Annotated in this window: 15 protein-coding genes and 2 tRNA genes; 16 read left to right on the top strand and 1 reads right to left on the bottom strand. The window is 57.8% G+C overall.

Translation table 11 applies throughout. The features are described 5' to 3' along the window. The 5 genes from dapB to Q1V60_RS16440 all read left to right on the top strand — a co-directional run. A partial coding sequence (dapB, locus tag Q1V60_RS16460) for a 4-hydroxy-tetrahydrodipicolinate reductase (RefSeq protein WP_300632351.1) occupies window positions 1-477 on the top strand: 477 nt, incomplete at its 5' end. Between the two features lie 259 nt (window positions 478-736). Continuing rightward, window positions 737-1,873, top strand: coding sequence for a glutamine-hydrolyzing carbamoyl-phosphate synthase small subunit (carA, locus tag Q1V60_RS16455; protein ID WP_300632348.1), 1,137 nt, complete (start codon window positions 737-739; stop codon window positions 1,871-1,873). Window positions 1,874-1,977: 104 nt separating this feature from the next. Then, window positions 1,978-5,199, top strand: a complete 3,222-nt coding sequence (gene carB / locus Q1V60_RS16450; protein ID WP_300632345.1) for a carbamoyl-phosphate synthase large subunit — start codon at window positions 1,978-1,980, stop codon at window positions 5,197-5,199. Between the two features lie 2 nt (window positions 5,200-5,201). Further along, complete coding sequence (greA, locus tag Q1V60_RS16445; RefSeq protein ID WP_057725061.1) at window positions 5,202-5,678, top strand: transcription elongation factor GreA; 477 nt, start codon at window positions 5,202-5,204, stop codon at window positions 5,676-5,678. 28 nt (window positions 5,679-5,706) lie between these two features. Continuing rightward, window positions 5,707-6,111, top strand: coding sequence for an MFS transporter (locus Q1V60_RS16440; RefSeq protein WP_300632342.1), 405 nt, complete (start codon window positions 5,707-5,709; stop codon window positions 6,109-6,111). Window positions 6,112-6,121: 10 nt separating this feature from the next. Here the strand turns inward: Q1V60_RS16440 and Q1V60_RS16435 are convergent, their stop codons facing one another. Beyond that, window positions 6,122-6,430 carry a YhbY family RNA-binding protein gene (locus tag Q1V60_RS16435; protein WP_003176146.1) on the bottom strand — a complete coding sequence of 103 codons (309 nt, stop codon included), beginning with the start codon at window positions 6,428-6,430 and terminating at the stop codon, window positions 6,122-6,124. 106 nt (window positions 6,431-6,536) lie between these two features. Here Q1V60_RS16435 and rlmE point away from each other — a divergent pair, with 106 nt between their 5' ends. The 11 genes from rlmE (at window position 6,537) to infB (ending at window position 17,672) form a co-directional block, all read left to right on the top strand. After that, entirely contained in the window at window positions 6,537-7,187 is a 651-nt protein-coding gene (rlmE, locus tag Q1V60_RS16430) for a 23S rRNA (uridine(2552)-2'-O)-methyltransferase RlmE (protein ID WP_065892263.1), read from the top strand. A 200-nt stretch (window positions 7,188-7,387) separates the two neighbouring features. Further along, window positions 7,388-9,298 (top strand): ATP-dependent zinc metalloprotease FtsH, encoded by a 1,911-nt coding sequence (gene ftsH, locus Q1V60_RS16425; protein WP_300632335.1) that lies wholly within the window; start codon window positions 7,388-7,390, stop codon window positions 9,296-9,298. A gap of 8 nt (window positions 9,299-9,306) precedes the next feature. Next, window positions 9,307-10,158: a dihydropteroate synthase gene (gene folP, locus Q1V60_RS16420; RefSeq protein ID WP_300632333.1), complete on the top strand. Its 852-nt coding sequence runs from the start codon at window positions 9,307-9,309 to the stop codon at window positions 10,156-10,158. 16 nt (window positions 10,159-10,174) lie between these two features. Next, window positions 10,175-11,512 (top strand): phosphoglucosamine mutase, encoded by a 1,338-nt coding sequence (gene glmM, locus Q1V60_RS16415; RefSeq protein ID WP_300632330.1) that lies wholly within the window; start codon window positions 10,175-10,177, stop codon window positions 11,510-11,512. A gap of 66 nt (window positions 11,513-11,578) precedes the next feature. Further along, complete coding sequence (gene tpiA / locus Q1V60_RS16410; protein WP_300632327.1) at window positions 11,579-12,334, top strand: triose-phosphate isomerase; 756 nt, start codon at window positions 11,579-11,581, stop codon at window positions 12,332-12,334. 4 nt (window positions 12,335-12,338) lie between these two features. Next, complete coding sequence (gene secG / locus Q1V60_RS16405) at window positions 12,339-12,722, top strand: preprotein translocase subunit SecG (protein WP_010206600.1); 384 nt, start codon at window positions 12,339-12,341, stop codon at window positions 12,720-12,722. A 22-nt stretch (window positions 12,723-12,744) separates the two neighbouring features. After that, window positions 12,745-12,830 (top strand) — tRNA-Leu (locus Q1V60_RS16400). Window positions 12,831-12,926: 96 nt separating this feature from the next. Beyond that, window positions 12,927-13,003, top strand: a tRNA-Met gene (locus tag Q1V60_RS16395). 140 nt (window positions 13,004-13,143) lie between these two features. Continuing rightward, entirely contained in the window at window positions 13,144-13,602 is a 459-nt protein-coding gene (gene rimP / locus Q1V60_RS16390) for a ribosome maturation factor RimP (protein WP_159442625.1), read from the top strand. Window positions 13,603-13,649: 47 nt separating this feature from the next. Further along, window positions 13,650-15,131 (top strand): transcription termination factor NusA, encoded by a 1,482-nt coding sequence (nusA, locus tag Q1V60_RS16385; RefSeq protein WP_300632322.1) that lies wholly within the window; start codon window positions 13,650-13,652, stop codon window positions 15,129-15,131. A 27-nt stretch (window positions 15,132-15,158) separates the two neighbouring features. Beyond that, window positions 15,159-17,672 carry a translation initiation factor IF-2 gene (gene infB / locus Q1V60_RS16380; RefSeq protein ID WP_300632320.1) on the top strand — a complete coding sequence of 838 codons (2,514 nt, stop codon included), beginning with the start codon at window positions 15,159-15,161 and terminating at the stop codon, window positions 17,670-17,672. Window positions 17,673-17,785 lie beyond the last annotated feature (113 nt).

The following is a 17,785-nucleotide window of genomic DNA, read 5'->3' as shown; positions in this document are numbered from 1 at the left end:
CTGGTTGAGGCGGGCAAGGATATTCCGGTCGTCTTCGCGGCGAACTTCAGCGTGGGTGTGAATCTTTCCCTCAAGCTGCTGGATATGGCTGCTCGCGTACTGGGCGATGAGGCGGATATCGAAATCATCGAAACCCATCATCGTCACAAGATCGATGCGCCGTCCGGGACCGCGTTGCGCATGGGCGAGGCCATCGCCGATGCCCTGGGGCGTGACCTGTCTAAAGTGGCGGTATATGGCCGTGAGGGGCATACCGGTGCCCGTGCGCGCGACACTATTGGTTTTGCGACGGTGCGCGGTGGTGATGTTGTCGGTGATCACACCGTGTTGTTCGCCACTGAAGGCGAGCGCCTGGAAATCACCCACAAGGCGTCCAGCCGCATGACGTTTGCCAAGGGGGCGGTACGTGCTGCGCTCTGGTTGGAGGGTCGCGAGCCTGGCCTTTACGACATGCGCGACGTGTTGGATCTGCACTAATCAGTAGCTAAAACAGGGCCTCAAGCTTATGCTTAGGCCCCGTTTTTACCCGCTAAGCGACGTCCTGTCGCGTTCCCCTGTCTTTAAGGCTCATTAGCGGTGGACCAAAAAAGCCTTTTTCTGTAAGCTACAGCTTTAGTGTGTCCACTAAAAGCGCGCAGAATAATTCAGTGAAGAAGCGGGGTGACGTGTCCATACGTCACTCCGCTTTTTTACAACCTGCGATCGCCCTTTCAGGCTTTATTTACGGGAGGTCTTCTTGACTAAGCCAGCCATACTCGCCCTTGCTGATGGCAGCATTTTTCGCGGCGAAGCCATTGGAGCCGACGGTCAAACCGTTGGAGAGGTGGTGTTCAACACCGCCATGACCGGCTATCAGGAAATCCTTACCGATCCTTCCTACGCCCAGCAGATCGTTACCCTGACCTATCCGCACATCGGCAACACCGGTACTACACCGGAAGACGTCGAGTCTGATCGTGTCTGGTCGGCCGGTCTGGTGATTCGTGACCTGCCACTGGTTGCGAGCAACTGGCGCAACACGATGTCACTCTCCGACTACCTTAAAGCCAACAACGTTGTGGCGATCGCCGGCATCGATACGCGCCGCCTCACGCGCATCCTGCGTGAAAAAGGCTCGCAGAACGGCTGCATCATGGTCGGTGAGAATATTTCCGAAGAGGCGGCGATTGCCGCGGCGCAAGGGTTCCCTGGCCTGAAGGGCATGGATCTGGCGAAAGTCGTCAGCGTCAAAGAGAAGTACGAATGGCGCTCCACTGTCTGGGACTTGAAGACCGACAGTCACGCGACCATCGATGCCGCCGACCTGCCATACCATGTTGTGGCCTACGACTACGGCGTCAAGTACAACATTCTGCGCATGCTGGTTGAGCGTGGCTGCCGCGTGACCGTCGTGCCGGCGCAAACTCCGGCCAGCGAAGTGCTCGCCCTGCAGCCGGACGGTGTATTCCTGTCCAACGGCCCGGGTGACCCGGAGCCATGCGATTACGCCATCCAGGCCATCAAGGAAGTGCTGGAAACCGAGATCCCGGTATTCGGTATCTGCCTCGGTCACCAGTTGCTGGCCCTGGCCTCCGGCGCCAAAACCCTGAAAATGGGCCACGGCCACCACGGTGCCAACCACCCCGTGCAGGACCTGGACACCGGTGTTGTCATGATCACCAGCCAGAACCACGGTTTTGCGGTGGATGAGGCGAGCTTGCCGGCTAACGTGCGCGCCATTCACAAGTCGCTGTTCGACGGTTCCCTGCAAGGCATCGAACGCACTGACAAGAGCGCGTTCAGCTTCCAGGGCCACCCTGAAGCCAGCCCGGGCCCGAACGACGTAGCGCCGCTGTTCGACCGTTTCATCAATGAGATGGCCAAGCGACGCTGACTGAGCGGCTTGCGGGTGGCCCTGACTTCGGTGGCCCCCGCAGGCTATTCAAAGATTGTTCAAGACGGCTTGCCGACTGACCTGCGGATTTGAGTGACAAACCCATGCCAAAACGTACAGACATAAAAAGCATCCTGATTCTCGGCGCTGGCCCGATCGTGATCGGCCAGGCCTGCGAATTCGACTACTCCGGCGCCCAGGCCTGTAAAGCCCTGCGCGAGGAGGGCTACCGCGTCATCCTGGTAAACTCCAACCCAGCCACCATCATGACCGACCCTGCCATGGCCGACGCCACCTACATCGAACCGATCAAATGGCAGACCGTTGCCAAGATCATCGAAAAAGAGCGTCCGGACGCGCTGTTGCCAACAATGGGCGGCCAGACCGCACTGAACTGCGCCCTGGACCTGGAGCGTGAAGGCGTCCTGGAAAAATTCGGCGTAGAGATGATCGGTGCCAACGCCGACACCATCGACAAGGCTGAAGACCGTTCGCGTTTCGACAAGGCCATGAAGTCTATCGGCCTTGACTGCCCTCGCTCCGGCATCGCCCACAGCATGGAAGAGGCCAACGCAGTTCTCGAAAAACTGGGCTTCCCATGCATTATCCGTCCGTCCTTCACCATGGGCGGCACCGGTGGTGGCATTGCTTACAACCGTGAAGAGTTCGAAGAAATCTGCGCCCGTGGTCTGGATCTGTCGCCGACCAAAGAGCTGCTGATCGACGAATCCCTGATCGGCTGGAAAGAATATGAGATGGAGGTTGTCCGCGATAAGAAGGACAACTGCATCATCGTCTGCTCCATCGAAAACTTCGACCCGATGGGCGTGCACACCGGTGACTCGATCACCGTTGCTCCGGCGCAGACCCTGACGGACAAGGAATACCAGATCATGCGTAACGCCTCGCTGGCGGTATTGCGTGAGATTGGCGTTGAAACCGGTGGCTCCAACGTTCAGTTCGGCATCTGCCCGGACACAGGCCGCATGGTCGTAATCGAGATGAACCCGCGTGTATCGCGTTCGTCGGCGCTGGCATCGAAAGCCACCGGCTTCCCGATTGCGCGTATCGCTGCCAAGCTGGCTATCGGTTACACCCTGGACGAGCTGCAAAACGAAATCACGGGCGGCGCTATGCCGGCGTCTTTCGAGCCGTCTATCGACTACGTTGTTACCAAGCTGCCGCGCTTTGCCTTCGAGAAGTTCGCCAAGGCCGATGCGCGCCTGACCACCCAGATGAAATCTGTCGGTGAAGTCATGGCGATTGGCCGCACTTTCCAGGAGTCCCTGCAGAAAGCCCTGCGCGGCCTGGAAGTCGGTGTTTGCGGCCTGGACGAGAAGCTCGACCTGAGCAATCCGGAAAGCATGAGCGTCCTCAAGCGCGAGCTGACCGTGCCGGGCGCCGAGCGCATCTGGTACGTGGCTGACGCCTTCCGTGCCGGCCTGAGCGTTGAAGATATCTTCGGCATGAACATGATCGACCCGTGGTTCCTGGTGCAGATCGAAGATCTGATCAAGGAAGAAGAGAAGGTCAAGACCCTCGGCCTTTCGTCTATCGACCGCGACCTGATGTTCCGCCTCAAGCGCAAAGGCTTCTCCGACCAGCGTCTGGCCAAGCTGCTGGGTGTGACCGAGAAGAACCTGCGTACCCATCGCCACAAGCTGGATATCTTCCCGGTCTACAAGCGCGTTGACACCTGCGCCGCCGAGTTCGCCACCGACACCGCATACATGTACTCCACCTATGAGGAAGAGTGCGAAGCCGCGCCGTCGAACCGTGACAAAATTATCATCCTCGGCGGTGGCCCGAACCGTATTGGCCAGGGTATCGAGTTCGACTATTGCTGTGTACACGCCGCCCTTGCACTGCGCGAAGACGGGTACGAGACCATTATGGTCAACTGCAACCCGGAAACTGTTTCCACTGACTACGACACGTCCGACCGTCTGTACTTCGAGCCGGTAACCCTGGAAGACGTATTGGAAATCTGTCGTGTCGAGAAGCCAAAGGGCGTGATCGTCCAGTACGGCGGCCAAACCCCGTTGAAACTGGCGCGTGCCCTGGAAGCGGCTGGCGTGCCGATCATCGGTACCAGCCCGGACGCCATCGACCGTGCAGAAGACCGTGAGCGATTCCAGCAAATGGTCGAGCGCCTGAACCTGCGTCAGCCGCCGAACGCCACCGTGCGCAGCGAAGACGAAGCCATCCGCGCGGCCAGCAAGATCGGCTACCCGCTGGTGGTGCGTCCGTCCTACGTACTGGGCGGCCGCGCGATGGAGATCGTCTACGAAGAAGACGAGCTCAAGCGCTACTTGCGTGACGCGGTGAAAGTCTCCAACGACAGCCCGGTGCTGCTCGACCACTTCCTCAACTGCGCCATCGAAATGGACGTGGACGCGGTTTGCGACGGTACCGATGTAGTGATCGGCGCGATCATGCAGCACATCGAGCAGGCAGGCGTTCACTCCGGTGACTCCGCGTGCTCGCTGCCGCCGTACTCGCTGCCGGCACACATCCAGGACGAAATGCGCGAACAGGTCAAGAAAATGGCCCTGGAGTTGGGTGTGGTCGGCCTGATGAACGTACAGTTGGCGCTGCAAGGCGAAGACATCTATGTTATCGAGGTCAACCCGCGCGCCTCGCGTACCGTACCGTTCGTGTCCAAATGCATCGGCGTGTCCCTGGCCATGATCGCCGCGCGCGTGATGGCGGGTAAGACCCTGAAGGAAATCGGCTTCACCAAAGAAATCATTCCGAACTTCTACAGTGTGAAAGAGGCGGTGTTCCCATTCGCCAAGTTCCCTGGCGTGGATCCGATCCTGGGCCCGGAAATGAAGTCCACCGGTGAAGTGATGGGCGTGGGTGATACCTTCGGTGAAGCGTTCGCCAAGGCTCAGATGGGCGCCAGCGAAGTGCTGCCGACCGGCGGTACCGCGTTTATCAGCGTGCGTGATGACGACAAGCCACTGGTTGCGGGCGTGGCCCGTGATCTGATCAACTTGGGCTTTGAAGTCGTGGCAACCGCCGGGACCGCCAAGCTGATCGAAGCTGCCGGCCTGAAAGTGCGTCGCGTGAACAAAGTGACGGAAGGCCGTCCGCATGTGGTCGACATGATCAAGAATGACGAAGTTACCTTGATCATCAACACCACCGAAGGTCGTCAGTCGATCGCGGACTCCTACTCCATTCGTCGTAATGCCTTGCAGCATAAGATTTACTGCACCACCACCATTGCTGCTGGCGAAGCCATCTGCGAAGCGCTCAAGTTCGGTCCGGAAAAGACCGTGCGTCGCTTGCAGGATCTACACGCAGGATTGAAGGCATGAGCATAACCAAATACCCGATGACCGTTCAGGGCGCTCGCGCCCTGGAAGAGGAACACGCCCATCTGACCAAGGTTGTACGTCCGAAGCTGAGCCAGGACATCGGTACGGCCCGCGAGCTGGGTGACTTGAAGGAAAACGCCGAATACCACGCTGCTCGTGAGCAGCAGGGTATGGTTGAGGCGCGGATCCGTGATATCGAAGGCCGCATGCAGAATGCGGTGATCATCGACGTCACGACCATCCCGCACACCGGCAAGGTAATCTTCGGCACGACTGTGGAGATCGCTAACGTCGAGACGGATGAGCGCGTTGTTTATCACATCGTGGGCGAAGACGAGGCTGACTTCAAACTTGGCAAGATCTCTGTCGGTTCACCGCTTGCCCGCGCCTTGATTGCCAAGGAAGAAGGGGATGTGGTGTCTGTGAAAACCCCTGGCGGCGTGATTGAGTACGAGATTGTCGAAGTTCGTCACATCTGAAAGACGGCGCCCGCTTCGTGCGGGCGCCATGCTTTGGCAGCTCTCCCAAATGCTTTGGGTCGGTGGCCTGTGGTTGTTGCACATTGGCGTGCTGCCTGCGCTGGGTTTGATCGGCCTGGCACCGCTGTTGATCGATGAGATCGACGGACTGCTGAGCGGGTTGCTGGTGGCTTTCGCGGCGTCATGCGTAACGCTCCAGGCATTGGTGCTGGTTAAGGCTGAAGGCTTGGGGAGTTTGTTGCGGGATATTCGTGGCCAGTTGCTGTTGATGGCGCTGTACGCGTGTGCAATGTATTGCATTGTGCATGTCTGGCTGCCGGAAGCGTTGCGCTGGCAGTTGTTCAGCTATCTTGTGCTGGGGTTTTCCGGTCTGGTTTTGGTTATTCAGCCCGCACCCGGATGGAGTGGCGGGGCGTGCGAAGCACGCCCGTGACCCTTGTTGTCTACTTGAAGCGATGTACGTTCGACAACTGCTTGTTGACGCTGAAGTTCTTGCGATACAGCAGCGCCATCTTGCCGATGACCTGAACCAGGTCCGCCTTGCCCACCTTGCACAGTTCTGCAACGGCGGCCAGGCGCGCTTCGCGATCAAGGATATTGACCTTGATCTTGATCAGTTCATGATCATTGAGTGCGCGTTCAAATTCGGCTAACACACCTTCAGTCAAACCGTTGTCTGCCACAATCAGAACTGGTTTCAGATGGTGGCCAATGGATTTGTACTGTTTCTTCTGCTCTTGAGTGAGCGGCATAATCTGACCCCTGCGTCTGATCTTGTAAAAAGCGGCGGCCAGTTTACCCGAGCGAGTCCGGGACCGCCCAGTTAATCACGACCCGTTTTATTTTTCGAGGTGGCCCGTGGCCCGTTCCAAAACCAGCCTTAAGTGGCTACAAGAACATTTCAATGATCCTTACGTCAAAAAGGCGCAGAAGGACGGCTACCGGTCCCGGGCCAGCTACAAGCTGCTGGAGATCCAGGACAAGGATAAATTGATCCGCCCAGGCATGAGCGTTATCGATCTGGGTGCAGCTCCGGGTGGCTGGTCCCAAGTGACCAGTCGTCTGATTGGTGGGCAGGGCCGCTTGATCGCTTCCGACATCCTGGAAATGGACAGCATTCCCGATGTGACCTTCGTTCACGGTGATTTCACACAAGACACCGTGCTCGCAGAGATTCTCGAGGCTGTGGGAAATTCGCAGGTAGACCTTGTGATTTCCGACATGGCCCCCAATATGAGTGGATTACCGGCCGTTGATATGCCGCGCGCGATGTTCCTTTGTGAGCTGGCGTTGGATTTGGCGGGTCGGGTTCTGCGTCCTGGTGGCGATTTTCTGGTGAAAGTCTTCCAGGGCGAAGGGTTTGACGAGTACCACAAGAACATCCGCAAGCTGTTCGACAAGGTACAAACGCGCAAGCCTGACTCTTCCCGAGACAGGTCTCGGGAGCAATATCTGCTCTGCCGCGGCTTCCGCGGCGTTGAAGGCGCTGCGAGTGAAGAGCGTTTTTAAGGAATTCGAGGAGAGCGATAGGTTTTTTTATATCGCTTTCGTCATGAAGCTTTACGATTATTGTGTAGTCAAAGTTTCACAAAGGGTTACAGACGGCGCCTGCCAGAGTTGTAGGTAATGTAGTAAGTTAGGCCGGTGAATATCATGCGAAGCGCGCGCCAGTAGCGGAGCTTGCTTCAGAGGGTAGTTAATTGAACGATATGGCAAAGAATCTGATCCTGTGGTTGATCATCGCGGCTGTCCTGGTGACGGTGATGAACAACTTCTCCAGCCCTAACGAGCCGCAGACCCTCAACTATTCCGACTTCATCCAGCAAGTTAAGGATGGCAAGGTCGAGCGCGTAGCGGTTGATGGCTACGTAATCACCGGCAAGCGTATTGATGGCGACAGCTTCAAGACCATTCGTCCGGCCATTCAGGACAACGGTCTGATCGGCGACCTGGTGGACAATAAGGTTGTTGTGGAAGGCAAGCAGCCCGAGCAGCAGAGCATCTGGACCCAGCTCCTGGTAGCCAGCTTCCCGATACTGGTGATTATCGCCGTGTTCATGTTCTTCATGCGCCAGATGCAAGGTGGTGCGGGAGGCAAGGGCGGGCCGATGAGCTTCGGCAAGAGCAAGGCGCGCCTGCTTTCGGAGGACCAGGTGAAAACAACCCTGGCTGATGTCGCCGGTTGCGACGAGGCCAAGGAAGAAGTGGGCGAGTTGGTTGAGTTCCTGCGCGATCCGGGCAAGTTCCAGCGCCTGGGCGGCCGCATTCCTCGCGGCGTGCTGATGGTCGGCCCACCGGGTACCGGTAAAACCTTGCTGGCCAAGGCGATTGCCGGCGAAGCCAAGGTGCCGTTCTTCACTATTTCCGGTTCTGACTTCGTCGAGATGTTCGTCGGCGTCGGCGCCAGCCGTGTTCGCGATATGTTCGAACAGGCCAAGAAGCACGCGCCATGCATCATCTTCATTGACGAGATTGATGCCGTTGGTCGCCATCGCGGTGCCGGTATGGGCGGCGGGCATGACGAGCGCGAGCAGACCCTCAACCAATTGCTGGTGGAGATGGATGGTTTCGAGATGAATGACGGGATTATCGTCATTGCCGCAACCAACCGTCCCGACGTATTGGACCCTGCGCTGTTGCGTCCAGGCCGTTTCGACCGCCAGGTGGTCGTGGGCTTGCCGGATATCCGTGGTCGTGAACAGATCCTTAAAGTACACATGCGCAAAGTGCCGATGGGCGACGATGTGGCGCCGGGCGTGATTGCCCGTGGCACTCCAGGCTTCTCCGGTGCCGACCTTGCCAACCTGGTAAACGAGGCTTCGTTGTTCGCGGCCCGTACCGGCAAGCGCATCGTTGAAATGAAAGAGTTCGAGTTGGCCAAGGACAAGATCATGATGGGCGCTGAGCGCAAATCCATGGTCATGTCCGAGAAAGAAAAGCAGAACACCGCTTATCACGAGGCCGGTCACGCCATCGTTGGTCGCGTTGTGCCTGAGCATGACCCGGTCTACAAAGTGTCAATCATTCCACGCGGTCGTGCGTTGGGCGTGACTATGTTTCTGCCGGAGGAGGATCGCTACAGCCTCTCCAAGCGCGCACTGATCAGCCAGATCTGCTCGCTGTACGGCGGTCGAATTGCAGAAGAGATGACGCTGGGCTTCGACGGTGTAACCACCGGCGCTTCCAACGACATCATGCGTGCCAGCCAGATCGCACGAAATATGGTCACCAAATGGGGCTTGTCGGAAAAACTCGGCCCATTGATGTATGCCGAGGAGGAAGGTGAGGTGTTCCTGGGGCGTGGCGGCGGCGGTCAAAGCGCGAGTTTCTCGGGCGAGACAGCCAAGCTGATCGACTCCGAGGTGCGCAGCATTATTGACCAGTGCTACGGCACGGCCAAACAGATCCTCACCGACAACCGCGACAAGCTGGACGCGATGGCTGATGCGCTGATGAAGTACGAGACCATTGATGCCGATCAGATCGACGACATCATGGCGGGTCGTACGCCTCGGGAGCCTCGCGATTGGGAAGGAGGCTCGGGTACCTCGGGCACTCCGCCAGTGGTGCAGAACGAGCGTCCTGAAGCTCCGATCGGCGGCCCTGCAGCTGACCATTAAGGTTTGAAATGATTTTCGCGTCGTCCTCCACCCGGTTGCCTTGCGGCAACCGGGTTCTTGATTTGGCCCATACGCATGTCATGGGCATTCTCAATGTAACTCCAGACTCATTCTCCGATGGCGGCCGCTTTAGTCGGCAGGACGCAGCGTTGCGTCATGCGGCCTCAATGGTGGCTGCCGGCGCGACGTTGATTGATGTCGGTGGCGAGTCAACTCGTCCTGGTGCGCGTGCTGTTTCTCCCGTGGAGGAACTGGAACGAGTGGCGCCCATTGTCGAGCGCATCGCCCGTGAGCTGGATGTGATCATCTCAGTGGATACGTCAACGCCGGCGGTGATGCGTGAGACTGCGCGCTTGGGGGCGGGGCTCATCAATGATGTGCGTTCGTTGCGGCGTGACGGTGCTCTCGACGCCGCTGCGGCGACTGGCCTGCCTGTGTGTCTGATGCATATGCTGGGTGAGCCCGGCAATATGCAAGATGACCCGCACTACGACGACCTGGTTGGCGAGGTAGGTAGCTTTCTTGCTGACAGAGTCGCTCAATGCGCATCTGTGGGCATTGCGCCGGAAAAGATTATCCTCGATCCGGGGTTTGGCTTTGCCAAGACCCTGCAACATAATTTAAGCCTGTTTAAGCATATGGAAGCCCTGCATGCCCTTGGTCGGCCCCTGTTGGTCGGTGTTTCGCGCAAGAGCATGATAGGGCAGGCCTTGAATCGCCCGGTGGGTGAGCGCTTGTTTGGCGGCCTTGCGCTGGCTGCGCTTGCTGTGACCAAGGGTGCCCGTATTTTGCGTGTGCATGACGTAGCCGAGACGGTGGATGTGGTGCGCATGATTGCCGCTGTAGAATCAGCCGAATAAGAATGATGGAGTACTTATGACTAAAAAATATTTTGGCACCGACGGTATCCGTGGTCGGGTCGGCGAATACCCGATTACCCCTGATTTCATGCTCAAACTCGGTTGGGCGGCAGGCATGGCGTTCCGCAGCATGGGCGCATGTCGCATCCTGGTAGGCAAGGACACGCGTATTTCGGGCTACATGTTTGAGTCCGCGCTTGAGGCGGGGTTGTCCGCTGCCGGTGCCGATGTGATGCTGCTGGGCCCCATGCCGACGCCGGCGATCGCCTACCTGACGCGTACCTTTCACGCTGAGGCCGGTATCGTAATCAGTGCTTCGCACAATCCGCACGATGACAATGGCATCAAGTTTTTCTCGGGGCAGGGCACCAAACTGCCGGACGAGATCGAGCTGATGATCGAAGAGCTGCTGGATGCGCCAATGACGGTGGTCGAGTCGAGCAAGCTGGGCAAGGTGTCGCGTATCAATGATGCCTCCGGCCGTTACATTGAATTCTGTAAGAGCAGCGTTCCGAGCAGCACCAATTTTGCCGGGCTGAAGGTCGTTGTCGATTGCGCCCATGGCGCGACCTACAAGGTAGCGCCGAGTGTATTCAAGGAGCTCGGTGCGCAGGTCACCGTGCTGTCTGCTCAGCCTAACGGATTGAACATCAACGACAACTGCGGCTCCACGCACATGGAGCAGCTGCAGGCGGCGGTTCTGGCTGAGCATGCGGACCTGGGCATTGCATTTGACGGCGATGGCGACCGCGTGTTGATGGTGGATCACACCGGCATGATCGTAGATGGCGATGATCTGTTGTTCATCATTGCCCGTGATTTGCATGAGCGTAACAAGCTGCAAGGCGGTGTCGTTGGCACCCTGATGAGTAATCTCGGGCTTGAATTGGCGTTGGCGGAGTTGGGCATTCCCTTCATTCGCGCCAACGTTGGTGATCGTTATGTAATTGCCGAGCTGCTGGAGCGTAACTGGCTGGTGGGCGGCGAAAATTCGGGGCACATCGTGTGCTTCCAGCACACCACTACGGGCGACGCTATCATCGCTGCACTGCAAGTGCTCCTGGCCTTGCGTCGCCGTGACGAGAGCCTGGCGCAGGCGCGTCAGGCTCTGCGCAAATGCCCGCAAGTGCTGCTCAACGTGCGTTTTGCCGGTGGCGAAAATCCGATCGAACACCCTTCTGTCAAGGAGGCTTGCGAGCGCGTGACCCAGGCGATGGCTGGGCGTGGGCGTGTGTTATTGCGCAAGTCCGGCACAGAGCCTCTCGTGCGGGTCATGGTCGAGGGAGAGGACGAAATGCAGGTTCGCGGCCATGCCGAAGACCTGGCAAAACTGGTAACTGAAGTTTGCGCCTGAATTCGGCTTGCCAGTGGTGATGTGGTTGGGTAACATCTGCGCCCACTTTGACCGACGGGGTACAGCATGCGTCGCACTATGGTAGCTGGTAACTGGAAGATGCACGGTACCCGCGCCAGTGTCGCTGAGCTGATCAATGGCCTTCGTCACTTGGCTTTGCCTGGCGGTGTTGATGTCGCGGTGTTTCCGCCTTGCTTGTATATCAACCAAGTGGCTGATGGCTTGAAAGGTAAGTCGATCCAGGTCGGCGCGCAGAATTCTGCGGTGGAGCCCATGCAAGGTGCTTTGACCGGCGAGATTTCGCCGAGTCAGTTGGTTGATGCGGGTTGTTCCTATGTGCTTGTCGGGCACTCCGAGCGTCGTCAGATGATGGGCGAGCGTGATGGGACCCTCAACCGCAAGTTCGCAGCTGCGCAGGCTTGTGGCTTGATTCCAGTGTTGTGCATAGGGGAAACCCTTGAGCAGCGTGAATCGGGCAAAACTCTTGAAGTTGTCTCGCGTCAGCTGGGCAGCATCATCGAGGAGCTGGGTGTTGGTGCGTTTGCAAAAGCAGTAATTGCATACGAGCCGGTCTGGGCCATCGGCACCGGGCTGACTGCTACACCGCAACAGGCGCAGGATGTGCACGCAGCCATCCGCGCGCAGTTGGCGGCAGAGAATTCTGAAGTCGCACAAGGTGTGCGTCTTCTATACGGCGGCAGCGTGAAGGCGGCCAATGCGGTCGAACTGTTCGGCATGCCGGATATCGATGGGGGGCTCATTGGTGGAGCTTCCCTGAATGCAGATGAGTTCGGTGCGATCTGTCGCGCCGCGGGAAACTGAAAAAATGCTGGAAACAGTCGTAGTCGTTTTTCATCTGTTGGCTGCCCTGGGCGTAGTTGCCCTGGTTTTGTTGCAACAGGGTAAAGGTGCGGATGCTGGTGCGTCTTTCGGTGCAGGTGCTTCAAATACTGTGTTCGGAAGCCAAGGTTCCTCTACCTTTCTTAGTAAGTTTACTGCTATACTTGCCGCCGGTTTCTTCATAACCAGCTTAGGGTTAGGTTACTTTGCTAAAGAGAAAGCTCATGTGCTGACTCAAGTAGGTTTGCCAAACCCAGCAGTGTTGGAAGTACCAAAAGCAAAACCGGCTTCTGACGATGTCCCGGTGCTTCAAGAGCAAAAGTCGGCTACTCCAGCGACTGACGTGCCTCCAGCTCAAGAGCAGAAGTAAGAAGGGTTGTAAACGCTGTATTGCCGAGGTGGTGGAATTGGTAGACACGCAACCTTGAGGTGGTTGTGCCCATAGGGTGTAGGGGTTCGAGTCCCCTTCTCGGTACCAATTATCAGGAGAGCCCGCTGTTGCGGGCTTTCTTGTAGGTGGAAGGTTACATTGACCCTGCAAGGGATCGGTCGTATACTTCCGCCCCAGCTTTGTCGCGGGGTGGAGCAGTCTGGTAGCTCGTCGGGCTCATAACCCGAAGGTCGTCGGTTCAAATCCGGCCCCCGCAACCAGTTTTAGCGGAGCCCCTTTTAAGGGGCTTTTTGTTAGCTGGACACTTTCAACGCCGCTGTTCGACGGCGTTTCAAGGATGGGCGTTTCGCCCATTTTTTTATTTTGCACAGCATGCACATACATGCACGAGGGGGTTCAGGTGTCGAGCAAGCTAGAAGAGTTGCAGGCCTTGCTGGCCCCGGTGATCGTGGCCCTAGGCTATGAATGCTGGGGTATTGAGTTTTCGGCTCAAGGTCGCCACTCAATGTTGCGCGTTTATATCGATAAAGAGGGCGGCGTGCTGGTGGATGACTGTGCAATTGTCAGCCGTCAGATCAGCGGTGTCCTGGATGTTGAAGATCCAATTTCCGTTGAATACACCCTTGAAGTTTCCTCGCCAGGCATGGAACGCCCACTGTTCACTATTGATCAGTTTGCAAAATTTGCCGGTGAACAAGTGAAGATCAAGCTGCGCTCCCCTTTCGAAGGGCGGCGCAACTTTCAGGGCCTTCTGCGCGGTGTAGAAGAACAGGATGTCGTGGTGCAGGTAGAAGACCATGAGTTCCTGTTGCCGATCGATATGATCGACAAGGCCAACATTATTCCCAGTTTTGACTGAGACGCGGATCCCGCGGATCCAATGGCTTGCGAAAGGCGAGGCGTACGATGAGCAAAGAAGTACTGCTGGTTGTTGAGTCGGTATCCAATGAAAAGGGCGTACCGGCAAACGTGATTTTTGAAGCGCTGGAGCTGGCCTTGGCCACTGCTACCAAAAAGCGCTTTGAAGATGAAGTTGATCTGCGTGTGGAAATCAACCGCCACACCGGTGCCTATGAGACTTTCCGTCGCTGGACGGTCGTCGAAGAAGCCGATCTTGATGATCCGGCGATTGAAACCTGGCCGAGCAAGGTTGCGCAAACGCACCCTGGCGCCAACGTCGGTGATGTCGTCGAAGAAAAGATCGAATCGATCGAATTCGGCCGTATCGCTGCACAGACCGCCAAGCAGGTCATCGTGCAGAAGGTTCGCGAAGCCGAGCGTGCTCAAGTTGTTGACGCCTATCGCGAACGCCTGGGTGAAATCATCTCCGGTACCGTGAAAAAAGTGACCCGCGACAACGTGATCGTTGACTTGGGCAACAACGCCGAAGCGTTGCTGGCCCGTGAAGACATCATCTCTCGCGAAACCTTCCGTGTCGGCGTGCGCTTGCGTGCGCTGCTCAAGGAAATCCGCACCGAGAACCGCGGCCCTCAGTTGATCCTGTCGCGTACCGCGCCGGAAATGCTGATCGAGCTGTTCCGTATCGAAGTGCCGGAAATCGCCGAAGGCCTGATCGAAGTCATGGCTGCGTCCCGCGACCCGGGTTCGCGCGCCAAGATCGCGGTCCGCTCCAAGGATAAACGCATCGACCCGCAGGGCGCTTGCATTGGTATGCGCGGTTCGCGCGTCCAGGCAGTGTCGGGCGAATTGGGCGGTGAGCGTGTGGACATCGTCCTGTGGGACGATAACCCGGCGCAGTTCGTGATCAACGCCATGTCGCCAGCTGAAGTGGCGGCAATTATCGTTGACGAAGATGCCCATGCAATGGACATCGCCGTTGGCGCAGACAATCTGGCTCAGGCCATTGGTCGTGGTGGTCAGAACGTGCGTCTGGCCAGCCAACTGACCGGTTGGACCCTGAACGTGATGACCGAATCGGACATCCAGGCTAAGCAGCAAGCTGAAACCGGTGACATCCTGCGCAACTTTATCGAAGAGCTGGAAGTCGATGAAGAGTTGGCACAGGTGCTGGTAGATGAAGGCTTCACCAGCCTGGAAGAGATTGCCTACGTACCGTTGGAAGAAATGCTCAACATCGACGGCTTTGACGAAGATATCGTCAACGAGCTCCGCGCTCGGGCCAAGGATCGTTTGTTGACTAAAGCCATCGCTACTGAGGAAAAGCTGGCAGACGCCCATCCGGCCGAAGACCTGCTCTCGCTTGAGGGTATGGACAAGGATTTGGCGATGGAACTGGCGGTGCGCGGCGTAATTACCCGCGAAGACCTGGCCGAGCAGTCTATTGACGATCTGCTCGACATCGACGGCATTGACGAAGATCGTGCCGGCAAGTTGATCATGGCCGCCCGAGCCCATTGGTTCGAGTAATTAGGCGCGGCCTGAGGAGAGAAGTGCATGACGCAAGTCACGGTGAAACAACTGGCCGATGAGGTCAAAACACCGGTAGAGCGCCTGTTGCAGCAGATGCGTGAGGCAGGTCTGCCGCACACCGCCGCCGATGAAGGTGTGAGCGATAGTGAGAAGCAGTCTTTGCTGACTCACTTGAAGAGCAGCCACAAGGCGAAAGTGGAAGAACCGCGCAAGATTACATTGCAGCGCAAAACCACCAGCACCCTGCGTGTTGCCGGTAGCAAGAGCATCAGCGTTGAAGTACGCAAGAAGAAAGTCTTCGTACAGCGCAGCCCGGAAGAAATCGAAGCCGAGCGCAAACGCGAGCTGGATGAACGTCGCGCAGTAGAAAATGCTGCTCGTCAGAAGGCTGAAGAAGAAGCCAAGCGTCGCGCCGAAGAAGAAGCGCGTCGCCAGCCTACTGCTGCGCAACCTGCTAATACTGAAGCGGTTGCCGCTCCTGTTGAAGCTGTGCGTGAAGCCGCTCCGGCCTCTGCACCTGCTCCAGCAGCAGACGCCCGCAAGCGCGACGAACCTCGTCGTCCGGACAAACCACGTGCCGACGATAACAATCGTCGCGGTGGCGGCGGTGATGGTGAGCGTAAAAACGCTCCGCATCGCGCCTCGGTCAAAGAGAAAGCGCCTGCGCCACGCGTTGCCCCACGTACCACCGACGAAGAAAGCGATAGCTTCCGTCGCGGCGGTCGCGGCAAGGCCAAGCTGAAAAAACGCAACGCCCACGGTTTCCAGAGCCCAACCGGCCCTGTCGTGCGTGATGTGCAGATCGGCGAGACCATCACCGTTGGCGATCTCGCCAATCAGATGTCGGTCAAGGCTGCTGAAATCATCAAGTTCATGTTCAAACTGGGTACCCCAGCGACCATCAACCAGGTGCTTGATCAGGAAACTGCTCAGCTGGTAGCCGAAGAACTGGGCCACAAAGTGACCCTGGTCAGCGACACCGCCCTGGAAGATTCCCTGGCCGAGTCCCTGAAGTTTGAAGGTGAGACGTTCTCCCGTGCGCCAGTTGTAACCGTAATGGGCCACGTTGACCATGGTAAGACATCGCTGCTCGACTACATCCGTCGTGCCAAGGTAGCTGCTGGCGAAGCCGGTGGTATCACCCAGCACATCGGTGCTTACCACGTTGAAACCGAGCGCGGCATGGTCACCTTCCTCGACACCCCAGGTCACGCTGCGTTTACCGCAATGCGCGCCCGTGGTGCCAAGGCGACTGACATCGTGATCCTGGTCGTTGCAGCGGACGACGGCGTGATGCCGCAGACCATTGAAGCTGTCCAGCACGCCAAGGCCGCTGGTGTTCCACTGGTTGTTGCAGTGAACAAGATCGACAAGCCGGGCGCCGATCTTGATCGCATCCGTAGCGAACTGTCGGTTCACGGCGTGACTTCCGAAGAGTGGGGCGGTGATACGCCGTTCGTTTCGGTCTCGGCAAAAGTCGGTACTGGTGTTGACGAACTGCTCGAAGCGGTCCTGTTGCAAGCTGAAGTACTCGAACTGAAAGCAACCCCATCGGCTCCAGGCCGCGGTGTTGTGGTTGAATCGCGTCTCGACAAAGGTCGCGGCCCGGTGGCAACTGTACTGGTTCAAGACGGTACCCTGCGCCAAGGCGATATGGTGCTGGTCGGTTCGAACTATGGCCGTGTGCGTGCCATGCTCGACGAGAACGGCAAGCCAATCAAGGAAGCCGGTCCTTCCATCCCTGTCGAGATTCTCGGCCTGGACGGTACTCCGGACGCTGGCGATGAGATGAGCGTGGTTGCCGACGAGAAGAAAGCCCGTGAAGTGGCTCTGTTCCGTCAAGGCAAGTTCCGCGAAGTCAAACTGGCCCGTGCCCACGCCGGCAAGCTGGAAAACATCTTCGAAAACATGGGCCAGGCAGAGAAGAAGACGCTCAACATCGTCCTCAAATCCGACGTCCGTGGTTCCCTCGAAGCGTTGAACGGCGCCTTGAACGGCCTGGGTAACGACGAAGTGCAAGTGCGCGTTGTCGGTGGCGGTGTCGGTGGTATCACCGAATCCGACGCCAACCTGGCACTGGCTTCCAACGCTGTACTGTTCGGCTTCAACGTGCGTGCCGATGCCGGCGCTCGCAAGATCGTCGAGCAGGAAGGCCTGGACATGCGTTACTACAACGTCATCTACGACATCATCGAAGACGTCAAGAAAGCCCTTACCGGCATGCTTGGCAGCGACGTTCGGGAGAACATCCTGGGTGTGGCCGAGGTGCGTGACGTGTTCCGCTCGCCGAAATTCGGCGCGATCGCCGGTTGCATGGTTATCGAAGGTGTTGTGCACCGTAACCGTCCGATCCGTGTACTGCGTGAAGACATCGTTATCTTTGAAGGCGAGCTGGAATCCCTGCGCCGCTTCAAGGATGACGCCTCCGAAGTGCGTGCCGGCATGGAATGCGGTATCGGCGTCAAGAGCTACAACGACGTCAAGCCTGGCGACAAGATCGAAGTCTACGAGAAGGTTCAGGTTGCTCGCAGCCTCTAACTCGCGCACTTCCGGAGCCACGCCGCGTGTGGGCATGCAGATGCCCCGCGCAGTGTACGGACTCTAAACGCAACGCCCGGTCTGGCTTTTGTCAGGCCGGGCGTTTGCCGCTT

It is taken from the genome of Pseudomonas sp., from assembly GCF_030147005.1.
Taxonomy (GTDB): domain Bacteria; phylum Pseudomonadota; class Gammaproteobacteria; order Pseudomonadales; family Pseudomonadaceae; genus Aquipseudomonas.
The sequence above is the reverse complement of the archived record's forward strand: the minus strand, read 5'-3'. Positions and strand labels throughout refer to the sequence as shown.